The organism is Pedobacter sp. BG31 (genome assembly GCF_042464845.1).
Taxonomy (GTDB): domain Bacteria; phylum Bacteroidota; class Bacteroidia; order Sphingobacteriales; family Sphingobacteriaceae; genus Pedobacter; species Pedobacter suwonensis.
This window is the reverse complement of sequence record NZ_JBHNZK010000001.1, coordinates 216,318-227,561: the sequence shown is the minus strand read 5'-3', so window position 1 is coordinate 227,561 and position 11,244 is coordinate 216,318. Positions and strand designations below refer to the sequence as shown.

Genomic DNA, 11,244 nt, shown 5'->3' with positions numbered 1-11,244 from the left:
CCTTATGGCAAAGACAGAACACTATTATACTAAATTTGAAGAAGGAAAATTCTATCACATTTATAACCGGTCGATAGATAGGCAACCACTTTTTAAATCAGAAGCTAATTACAGGTTTTTTTTAAAGAAGCTTGATCAATACCTTTTCAAGGTCTTAGAGGTGTATGCATATTGTTTGTTAGGAAATCATTTTCATTTGCTGATCCGAGTTAAAGAAGGTTTAAAGGTTACAAATCCAATGCGTGATTTTTCCGTGCATGATATAGTTAGCAAACAGTTCAGAGTGTTTTTTCAGTCCTATGCATTGGCATTTAATACTCAGCACAAAAGGATAGGGACATTATTTCAAACGCCATTTAAAAGAGCCAAAGTAGATAATGAATCCTACTTAATCAGACTCATTTATTACATTCATGCAAATCCACAGAAGCACAATCTGGTAGTCAGTTTCAGAGATTGGAAGTGGAGTTCATACAATAGGATTTTATCAGATTCAGATACTAAATTAAAAAAAAAAGAAGTATTGAATTGCTTTGGAGGAAAAGCAGGATATTTACGATTTCACTCTGACATTCAGGAGGCTATTCTTTTTGACGAGCTTTAATAGGCTTATCTGTAAAACTTCAAAAGCTTTAAGTATCAAAATTCAATAAATCTAACATCAGGTTTTATAAGTTTAAGAATTTATTTTTGGAATTAGCTTTGACAATCTTTTAGTGAATGGCAAAGAAGGTTGTCAAAGCTACCTGTTAATGCCTTTTCAACAACAAATGCTTAGGTGCTCCGATTGTCTGCGATTTATAAATACCGGTATGGCCGGAAAATAGGTAAGCCGTAACGCAGGCCAGGGCAATATAAATTCCCGATGACGCACCAAATAACTCTATTCCCATAAAAATACAGGCCAAAGGTGTGTTCGCTGCCCCCGCAAAAACAGCCACGAAACCCATACCTGTCAGCAGGCTAATCGGTAAGGGGATAAAAAAACTTAAAAAGCTACCCAGTGTGGCACCTATAAAGAACAGTGGCGTAACCTCGCCGCCCTTAAACCCTGCACTTAACGTAAATGCAGTTAAAAATAACTTGATTGCAAAGGTGTAGTAGGCTTCTTGCTTTATAAAGGATTCTGAAATAACCGGAATGCCCAAACCAATATATCGTGTATTCCCAATGAGGTATATAATTCCAACCAAAATGATGCCCCCGATAAAAGGCCGTAATGGCGGATAGTTAATTTTAGCGAAAAGACGAGATAGCGCATGGTTTAAGGTAGAGAAAGTTCTTGCTGCAAGGCCAAATAATATCCCTGCAGCTAAAGATAACAATAGGTTTATCGAATCTATTTCGGGTACAGCAGCTATGGAGTAATGGGTATGCCCAACACCCCAGGCTTTACAGGTATAATCAGCAATAATTGCCGTGACAAATGAAGGAAGAATTGAACTGTAACTTAAACTTCCAATTACAAAAACCTCTAATCCGAATACTGCACCTGCCAGCGGAGTTCCGAAAACAGAGGCAAAACCAGCACTGATTCCACAGATGAGAATCACTTTGCGGTCTCTTGCTTTAAGCTTAAACAGTTTCGTAAACTGGTCTGCAAAGGCTCCGCCAATTTGTACAGCTGTACCCTCTCTGCCAGCTGATCCGCCAAATAAATGGGTGATAATCGTACCCGCAAAAATAAGCGGCGCCATAATCAGCGGAATTATATTTTTTGGTGATTGTAACTCCTCAATCAAAAGATTGTTTCCTTTAACAACCTTTGCGCCATAGTAATGGTACGACAGGCCAATAACTAAACCTGCGACGGGTAAAAGGGCAATCATCCACAGGTGTTGTTCACGGTAATTGGTTGCCCAGTTCAAAGTTTCTAAAAACAGGGCAGAGGCAGAGCCGATAACTGCACCCAGTATGGAAGAGATGAACAGCCATTTTACGGTACTCGCTAAGAGTAATCCGAAGTCGAGTTTAATAAAGCTTTTGGTAGACAGAAGAAATCCTTCTGTTAGTTTTTTAACAGGCATTTGTATTCAATTTTATCTAAAATCGTAGGAGTCATCAGCCTGTTTGGGCGGTTTTGGCGGTACCCCATCGCCATGTTTCAAATGTATAAAATTTAGTTATTTGTTGCAAAATCTTTATCACCTTTGTGCAACTAACTTTAAACCATGGATTTTACACCCGAAATAAAAGACAAACTACACCGCCTACAGGAAAAATACACGGCAATGGGTCAGGATATGGCATCGTATCTTGATGGACTTCTATATGCTGATTTCCTGACCTATTGGGATTACATCCACTTAGATACGCTGCTAAGCCTGCAGAACCCCAAAACACCAATTCCTGATGAAGAGATTTTCATCATGTACCACCAGATTACCGAACTCTATTTTAAACTTGCCCTGCACGAGTGCCGGCAGATTGCGGAACATGAGAATTTAACCGTCGAATTTTTTACGGCGCGCGTAAAACGGATCAATGCTTATTTTAATGCCTTAACCAATTCATTTGAGGTGATGGTTGACGGTATGGAAAAAGAACAGTTTTTGAAATTCCGGATGTCATTGCTACCAGCAAGTGGATTCCAATCTGGCCAGTACCGGATGATCGAAATCTGCGCTACGGATTTTATCCGGCTCGTAGATAAATCCAAACGTGAAGAACTAAGCACTGCAACAATAGAAGAACAGTTTGAAAATATTTATTGGAAATTCGGTGCAACGGAACTGGCGTCAGGTAAGCAGACTTTAACTTTAAAGCAATTTATCAATAAGTATGCGGTTCAGTTTTTGCAATTGGCCAAAAACCGCACTTCAACTAATTTCTCAGCGCTATACCATAAATTGCAGGCTAATGGAGCGGATGTTTCCGCACTTGCTGATGAATTGCGTAAACTCGACCTGTACGTTAATGTAGAATGGCCTCTGTCACATTATAAATCGGCTGTACGTTATTTGGAGAAAGACCCGGTTGATATTGCGGCAACTGGTGGAACCAACTGGCAAAAGTATCTGCCGCCGCGTTTTCAGAAGCGAATCTTTTATCCGTTTTTATGGAGTGATGAGCAAACGGAAGAGTGGGGCAAAAGCTGGGTGCTTAGTGTACTTAAAACACTCAAAAACAAAGATTAATATTGCAAAAAGCTATTAAAAAAGGCTGTTTTTTCTTAATTTGCGCAAATAATTAATGATTGAATTAGAGAATGACAGAATGATGAATTGCAAGATACACTCATTCAACCCATTCAAAGATCACTCATTCAAAATTCAATAATATGACCGAGACATTAGATATAAAAATCACCAAAACAGATCAAACAAGATTAACGGTTACTGATTTTTCACAATTACCTTTCGGTAAGGTTTTTACCGATCACATGTTTACTGCCGATTACGAGGATGGCGAATGGAAGAACTTGCAAATTCTTCCTTATGGCCCCATTCCGATGAGCCCTGCAATTTCTGCCCTTCATTATGGGCAGGCAATTTTTGAAGGGTTAAAGGCTTATCGTCAACCAGACGGGAAAATCAGTGTGTTTCGTGCCGATAAAAATTTCGAACGCTTTAACAAATCAGCAGCAAGAATGTCGATGCCGGCTGTTCCTGAAGAAATTTTTATGCAGGGTTTGGCTGCGTTGATCAATGTTGATGAAAAGTGGGTGCCAAATCAGGAAGATTACGCTTTATATATCCGTCCGGTAATGTTCGCCATGGACCCATATCTGGGTGTTAAGGCTTCAGATACCTATAAATTCGTTCTGTTAACCACGCCAACAGGTCCATATTATAGCAATGCATTAAAAGTTAAAGTTGAAACTGAATTTACACGCGCAGACGAAGGTGGTGTTGGCTTTGCCAAAACAGCCGGAAATTATGCCCGTTCATTATATCCTTTTGAGCAAGCTAAAAAAGAAGGTTACGATCAATTGATCTGGACAGATTCGGTAACGCATGAGTTTATTGAAGAAGCTGGAACCGCCAATTTGCTTTTTGTAATTAATGGTAAATTGGTTACGCCATCAGTACGCAGTACCGTTTTAGATGGTGTAACGCGTGATACAATTATTAAGCTGGCTAAAGAGGCCGGAGTAGAGGTTGAGGAACGTAGGGTTTCTGTTAAGGAAGTGATTGAAGGAATAGAAAACGGAAGCTTAACTGAAGCATTTGCTGCCGGAACTGCGGCTACCGTAACACACGTGGGCGAAATGGGCTATAATGGACAGATTTATAAATTAACTGATCCTGCTACTAGACATATTTCAAATGGCATTGCTAAGAAACTAAATGATATTCGTTATGGTTTAGCGCCTGATGAGTTTGGCTGGAACTGGGTTTTGTAAGCCGAAATCCCATTAAAGATAAAACCCCGATGCAGCATCTGCATCGGGGTTTCTTGTTTTCTATTATCGTCATGCTGAATTTATTTTATAAGTATAGATAGTTTTCAATTATCTTGTAGCTACTACGTGGTCAGCATCTTTCATGCTATAAATATCCTGAAATGAAATACTTCGGTGAGCTCGGTAAAGCTCGGTTCAAGGTGACGAATAGATATAAAAGGATATTCTTATTTATCTAAAATCACTACCCCTTTAGCTTCAAAAGCCAGTTCTTTTTTAGGATCAGTAATTTTTGCTACTTCTTCAGGAGATTTTTTAGCATCTTCCGCATAATGGCGTAAGGTTTCTACTGAGATAGTCTGTTTCTTCGCCAGGCCATCTAAAACTACTTTTTTGCCTACGATGTCCATTGGCATAAAGAAAGCGTAATCTTTAAAAGTTACCCGCATAGGATCGCCATTAGGCATTTCCAATGTGATCCAGCAGCCCTTTTTCTTACATACATCTACCACTTTGCCTTCGATTTTCATATCAACCGTTTTTTTGTCGCCCATTGCTGCTTCCATCTTGGCGGCCGGTTTTACATTCCCTGGTTTAACTTCTTCTCCAAATTTTTGACCGTTATATGCTGTTTGAGCAAATGTCAATACTGTAAATAAGCAAAAACTTAAGCTTAGGATAATTTTTTTCATGGTTTTATAATTGATTTGGTTATAGCCTAATCAAAGTTATCTAAATTTTTTCTAAATATTGAAAACAAAAAACACCCCGCTAACATCCGTTAGCGGGGAAAATCATCCCTAATATTATGTAAATCAAACGCTATGATTTACTTGTCTTATTTTTTAAGGCAAACTAAAAACCAAAACTTTAGTTTTCTTACTTATTTTTGGTAATATTCTAATATTCAAATAGTTATTTTTTGTATTTGTATCTATTATTCGTTGCTATAAGTACTAAATGTGGAAAATTATCTCCTATATGAGGAATGTTGTTGAGTTATTTCCACAATACTATTTTTTACCCAAAAACCAGGCTGAAGACTTCTTCTATCTTACTTACTGCTTTAATTTCAAGGTTATATTTTTCTTTTGAAATCCCTTTCAAATTGTATTTAGAGATATAAATGGTTTCAAAGCCCAGTTTGTCTGCTTCGGCAATGCGTTGTTCTATACGGTTAACGGCCCTGATTTCGCCTGATAGCCCCACTTCTGCAGCAAAACAAATTTTTGAAGAAACGGAAATATCCTGCTGAGATGATATGATGGCAATCAGCACGGCCAGGTCTATCGCCGGATCTTCAACTCTTATTCCGCCCGCGATATTCAGGAAAACATCCTGTGTACTTAACCTAAAGCCACATCGTTTTTCTAAAACAGCTAAGAGCATATTCATTCTTTTGGTATCGAAACCTGTTGCGGAACGTTGTGGGGTTCCATATGCTGCCGAACTTACCAGAGCCTGCGTTTCAATCAGCATCGGTCTGGCGCCTTCTAATGTTGCAGCTATAGCTATTCCGCTCAGCTCTTCATCACGCTGTGATAACAAAATTTCAGAAGGATTGGAAACTTCTCTTAAGCCACTTCCCTGCATTTCATATATACCCAGTTCTGCAGCTGCTCCAAAACGGTTTTTGATGGATCTCAGAATACGATAAACGTGATGCCTGTCGCCTTCGAACTGCAAAACCGTATCAACCATATGTTCGAGTATTTTAGGTCCTGCAATGGCGCCGTCTTTAGTAATGTGGCCAATAAGGAAAACGGGTACACCGGTTTCTTTTGCAAAGCGCAATAGCTCAGCAGTACATTCCCTTACCTGTGATACACTGCCGGGAGTGGAATCGATATGAGCTGAATGGAGTGTTTGGATAGAATCGACCACCAGGATCTCTGGTTCTAAAATTTCGATTTGTTTAAAGATATTTTGCGTTGATGTCTCGGTCAGGATGTAACAGTTAGACGATGGGCTTTTCTGAATCCTTTCTGCCCGCATTTTTATCTGCTGTTCGCTTTCTTCTCCGGATATATAAAGTAGTTTTTTACCTTCTAAATTTAAGGCCAGTTGCAGCATCAGGGTCGATTTTCCGATGCCTGGTTCGCCACCGATTAATACCAATGATCCTTCTACCAGGCCACCTCCCAATACGCGATCCAATTCTTTATCACCCGTTAATATCCTACGCTCCGTTGAAGATTGTATTTCGCTGACTTTGCTCGGCTTGCTTAGTTTGCGACTTGCGGTATCACTTTTCCAGGTTGGAACTGATGGCGGACTTTTTTCTACAATTTCTTCTACAAAGGTATTCCATTGATTGCAGGAAGGACATTTGCCTAGCCATTTTGCTGATTCGTATCCACAGCTCTGACAGAAGTATGCGGTTTTTGATTTTGCCAATTGATTAAAATTTAGATTACGAATTTAGTTTTTCTCATTGAGGTTTGAATACCACTGGTCGAGATTTATCTCAACCATATGAATAGTGGATTTATAATCAACAAAAGAATCCGTTGTTTTGAAATGGGGACTACAAATCGCTACCGGTAAAAACAAAAAAGCCTGGATTTGACCCAGGCTTTCAGTTAATTTTTTCAGTTACAATTTAATCTCTTCGTCTTTAGCAGAGATAAAGTGAAACTCAGTTAAATGATACGATGATTGCGCTTTAACTTTAATCCACTGGCCGTACTTAAAGAACCAGCGGCGTTGAAGGTTGAAAATGCCTTTTGTAATATAAGCTTCAATGTAAGGGTGCACACAAAGCGTTACCCCTTTTTCATTCTGTTCTCTTAAAATATAATTAAGGTTGTTTTCAATATCATCCATTAAAACGATACTCGCTTTAATTTCCCCGGTCCCATCGCAGGTCGGGCATTTTTCTACCGTAACAATATTCATTTCCGGACGAACACGCTGTCTGGTAATTTGTACCAAACCAAATTTGCTTGGAGGCAGGATAGTGTGTTTGGCTCTATCCAATAACATCAGCTCACGCAAATAATCGAATAGTATTTTACGGTTTGTTGGTTTGTGCATGTCGATAAAATCGATTACCACAATACCGCCCATATCGCGCAAGCGCAATTGACGGGCAATTTCTTTAGCCGCCTCTTTATTTACCTGTAAAGCATTTTCTTCTTGATTTTCTTTACTGGCAGTACGGTTTCCACTGTTCACGTCTATTACGTGGAGTGCTTCAGTATGCTCAACAACCAGGTAGGCACCACCCGGCAGGTTTACTGTTTTTCCGAAAGCATTTTTAATCTGCTTTTCTATACCAAAATGATCAAATATCGGTTCTTTCTGTTTATAAAGTTTTACGATTTTTTCCATTTCAGGGGAAATATCGTGAACATAAGAACGGATGTCATCGTACAGATCCGGAGTACTAACGTAAACGTTTGTAAAATCAGGATTCAGAATATCACGGATTAACGTTGATGATCTGTCCATTTCTCCCCAAACTCTTTTTGAAGGTTCGGTAGATGGCATCTTTTTAACGAAGTTTTCCCACTTGGCAATTAAATCCAAAAGATCTTTTTGCATTTCGGCAACCCCTCTGCCCTCAGAAACGGTCCTGATAATGACCCCAAAATTTTGAGGTTTAATACTTTCGATAATCTTTTTTAACCGATTACGTTCGGTATTACTTTTAATTTTTTTTGATACGGATATGGTATTGGAGAATGGCACCAGTACCACATACCTGCCGGCAATCGAAATGTCGGAACTTAAACGCGGACCTTTTGTAGAAATTGGTTCTTTAGCAATTTGTACAGGTAGGAGCATGTTTTTACTCAGCACATCAGAAATTTTGCCTGCCTTATTAATATCGGCTTCTAGCTTTAAATTATCTAATAATGTGCCTGTAACCGAGCCATTACGCTTGATCTTCGTTAGCTTAATTAAAGATTGCACCTGAGGGCCCAAATCAAAGTAATGCAAAAAAGCATCTTTTTCATAACCAACATCCACGAAAGCAGCATTCAGGCCCGGCATAATTTTTTTAATGCGGCCTAAATAAATATCGCCTACGGCGTAATTAGTATTGATTTGTTCTTTGTGAAGCTCAACAAGTTGTTTGTCTTCAATCAACGCTATGGTAACTCCGGCAGGAGTCGAATTGATAATTAATTCTTTTACCAACAGCTACAGATTTAAGGCTTTCGCCTATTAACAAATGGATAGTAAATAAAAACAGTGACGTAGCCAAAAGATATACAATTTAAAAATCATATAAATTGTTTAAACCTCATAGCGTTTGCTATGAGGTTTAACTGGCTTAATCAAAATAAGAAACTATTTTTTCTTATGTCTGTTTTTTCTTAAACGTTTTTTACGTTTGTGGGTGGCCATTTTATGTCTTTTTCTTTTTTTACCGCTTGGCATAGTTTTAAGTTTTAAATGTTTTTATTAATCTGTTAATTAATTTTTATTCTTTAGTTCAGCCACCTTCTTATCAATAAAAGAAGATAAGGTTGGGTTAGCCGCTAATTTTTTGCTTGATAGGTAAGCATCAACTGCTTCTTTATTTCTGCCTAAATTTTCTAAAGCTGTTCCTAAATAAAAATAGGCTTCAGGGGTCGGAGCTGTAGCAATTACCGTATTAAAACGGGGAATTGCTTTGTCAAACTGACCTGATTTTATCGAGAACAACCCTAAATTCATATTGGCCTTTACATTTTTAGGTTCTTTAGCCACAACTTCCAACAACATTGCAATACCTTGCATTGGTGCGCCCAAGCCGTTTACTATGGTTACACCTAAGCCTGTTTTAGCTTCAATGTTTGTAGAGTCCTTCTCTAATGCTTTTTTGTAAGACATATTGGCTTTTTGCAGTAAAGCAGGCTGCGCTAAGCTGTCTTGTGTGCTCTCAAAAGCTTTTATAAATTGATTTCCGGCAGCTAACCACGATTTTGTGGATGGTTCGCCTTCGGCTACAACTTCTAAATACAGGGCAGATGGGGTAATTTGTTCAACATCGTCCCATTTCTGGGCCAATTGTTTGGCAAATTGAATCTTTTCTGTGCCATTTGCGCCTTTGTAGCTGTTTTCTAATGCTGTAATATCTGTAGCCAAATTTTTATTGATTACATTCTTTGCAGCTGTAGAGGAAGTTTCGAGGTTTAGTACCGATGCTGGTGATGGAGATGCCGCTCCGGCCATTTGGCCACTTGAAGGCATTTTTCCATTTTCTTCCGTTGGCTTAACCAAACCCTTAATGTCTCTGGTAAATAAGAACGCAACAAGCAATACAATCGCTCCAATAACAATGGTTTGTTTTGATCTGATGTTGCTATTCATATATTAAGACTTAGGCTTCTACTTTAATTTTTTTTGAATTACTTTTCACTTTATCAACAAATACTTTTGCTGGTTTAAAGCTAGGAACGAAGTGTTCAGGGATGATTATTGCAGTGTTTTTTGAGATATTTCTCGCAGTTTTTTGCGCTCTCTTTTTAACAACAAAGCTCCCGAAGCCTCTAACGTATACATTTTCACCGCCAATCATGCTGGTTTTGATAACCTTGAAAAATGCCTCAACTGTTTCCTGTACATCAACCTTCTCAATTCCGGTTTTTGTTGATATTTCTGAAATAATATCTGCCTTAGTCATATTTTATTATTTATTATATATTATGTTTTAATATTACTACTGTTTTGGGGTTGCAAAAGTATTGCTTTTTAATGAGATAGGGAAATAAAAGATGATTTTTTTATCGGCAGGGTTATCAGACTATTGCAAGTTTTTTTTTAATTGGATAAATAGACCGTAATTTGCGGGAATGACATTTCAAAATGAACTCATCAATTGGTACCTGATCAATAAAAGGGACCTGCCATGGAGGCACACCAATGATGCTTATATCATCTGGTTATCAGAGGTTATATTGCAACAAACCAGAGTAGAGCAGGGGCTTCCATACTTCAATCGGTTTTTGGAAAATTTCCCAACAGTTACCGACTTTGCCCATGCAACAGAAGCCAAAGTTCTAAAGATTTGGCAGGGTTTGGGTTATTATTCCAGAGGAAGGAATATGCATGCAACAGCCCGTATTGTGGTGCAGGATTATGGTGGAATCTTCCCGAATCTGCATGATGAGCTCATAAAATTAAAAGGAATTGGTGAGTATACTGCTGCAGCAATCTCTTCATTTTCCTCAGGAGAAGCACGGGCTGTGGTAGATGGAAATGTGTTTAGGGTGCTGTCCAGGTTTTATGGTTTAGCTACTCCAATAAATAGTCCTGCTGGTAAAAAAGAGTTTTATGCTTTGGCGAACGATTTGTTATATAAGGAAGATCCTGCCCTTTATAACCAGGCTATTATGGAGTTTGGGGCAATACAGTGTAAACCAAAATCGCCCAATTGCGGCATTTGTCCGCTCAGTCAGGATTGTTATGCGTTCAATTATGATCAGGTAAATGCGTTACCGGTTAAAATCCGTAAAGCCGCACAGAAACATCGATACCTCAATTATTTTATTTGTTTTGAAGATGATAGGGTGTTGATCAGAGAGAGGCAGGCGGGTGATGTTTGGCAGCATTTATATGATTTCCCTAGTATAGAAACGACTCAACAATATGAATGGAAAGATTCATTATTTATTGATCAGGTAAAATCGGTATTTGGAAATCATGCCGAATTTAGTTTGATAAGTGCTAAAAAACACGTTTTAACACACCAAATAATCCATGTGCAATTTTTTGCATTAAAAAATTATATATTTAACTTTAATAAACAAAAGGAACTTAATTGGGTTTCTTTGAATAAATTAGATGAGTTGCCGCAGCCAAAAGTAATCCATGATTTTGTTCAGGAATATTTTTATAAGGACAAAATGGAATAATAACCATCTTATATGGCGCATTTGTAAAAGAAAACAACTAACCAAAAATAT

General features: G+C 38.3%; 10 protein-coding genes and 1 riboswitch. Of the genes, 4 read left to right on the top strand and 6 right to left on the bottom strand.

Annotated elements, in window-relative coordinates; all coding sequences use genetic code 11:
* Positions 1-4 precede the first annotated feature (4 nt).
* Positions 5-604 carry a transposase gene (locus ACFE6N_RS01000; protein ID WP_378932884.1) on the top strand — a complete coding sequence of 200 codons (600 nt, stop codon included), beginning with the start codon at positions 5-7 and terminating at the stop codon, positions 602-604.
* Positions 605-749: 145 nt separating this feature from the next.
* Here the strand turns inward: ACFE6N_RS01000 and ACFE6N_RS00995 are convergent, their stop codons facing one another.
* Positions 750-2,027 (bottom strand): voltage-gated chloride channel family protein, encoded by a 1,278-nt coding sequence (locus ACFE6N_RS00995; RefSeq protein WP_378932881.1) that lies wholly within the window; start codon positions 2,025-2,027, stop codon positions 750-752.
* 18 nt (positions 2,028-2,045) lie between these two features.
* A riboswitch (Fluoride riboswitch) is annotated at positions 2,046-2,108 on the bottom strand.
* A gap of 63 nt (positions 2,109-2,171) precedes the next feature.
* On the opposite strand from ACFE6N_RS00995, the gene ACFE6N_RS00990 reads away from it, so the two are divergent.
* Positions 2,172-3,137, top strand: coding sequence for a tryptophan 2,3-dioxygenase family protein (locus tag ACFE6N_RS00990; protein ID WP_378932878.1), 966 nt, complete (start codon positions 2,172-2,174; stop codon positions 3,135-3,137).
* 143 nt (positions 3,138-3,280) lie between these two features.
* On the top strand, positions 3,281-4,345 hold the full coding sequence (locus tag ACFE6N_RS00985) for a branched-chain amino acid aminotransferase (protein ID WP_134204347.1): 1,065 nt from the start codon (positions 3,281-3,283) through the stop codon (positions 4,343-4,345).
* Between the two features lie 227 nt (positions 4,346-4,572).
* On the opposite strand, the gene ACFE6N_RS00980 is transcribed toward ACFE6N_RS00985, so the two are convergent.
* The 5 genes from ACFE6N_RS00980 to ACFE6N_RS00960 form a co-directional block, all read right to left on the bottom strand.
* Complete coding sequence (locus ACFE6N_RS00980) at positions 4,573-5,037, bottom strand: DUF4920 domain-containing protein (RefSeq protein ID WP_134204345.1); 465 nt, start codon at positions 5,035-5,037, stop codon at positions 4,573-4,575.
* 328 nt (positions 5,038-5,365) lie between these two features.
* Positions 5,366-6,742, bottom strand: coding sequence for a DNA repair protein RadA (radA, locus tag ACFE6N_RS00975; protein ID WP_378932874.1), 1,377 nt, complete (start codon positions 6,740-6,742; stop codon positions 5,366-5,368).
* A 198-nt stretch (positions 6,743-6,940) separates the two neighbouring features.
* Positions 6,941-8,491 (bottom strand): Rne/Rng family ribonuclease, encoded by a 1,551-nt coding sequence (locus ACFE6N_RS00970; protein ID WP_134204339.1) that lies wholly within the window; start codon positions 8,489-8,491, stop codon positions 6,941-6,943.
* A 279-nt stretch (positions 8,492-8,770) separates the two neighbouring features.
* Positions 8,771-9,649, bottom strand: a complete 879-nt coding sequence (locus tag ACFE6N_RS00965; RefSeq protein WP_378932871.1) for a tetratricopeptide repeat protein — start codon at positions 9,647-9,649, stop codon at positions 8,771-8,773.
* 10 nt (positions 9,650-9,659) lie between these two features.
* Positions 9,660-9,962 (bottom strand): HU family DNA-binding protein, encoded by a 303-nt coding sequence (locus ACFE6N_RS00960; protein ID WP_055909222.1) that lies wholly within the window; start codon positions 9,960-9,962, stop codon positions 9,660-9,662.
* A gap of 169 nt (positions 9,963-10,131) precedes the next feature.
* Here ACFE6N_RS00960 and mutY point away from each other — a divergent pair, with 169 nt between their 5' ends.
* Complete coding sequence (gene mutY / locus ACFE6N_RS00955; protein WP_378932868.1) at positions 10,132-11,193, top strand: A/G-specific adenine glycosylase; 1,062 nt, start codon at positions 10,132-10,134, stop codon at positions 11,191-11,193.
* The last annotated feature ends 51 nt before the right edge of the window (positions 11,194-11,244 follow it).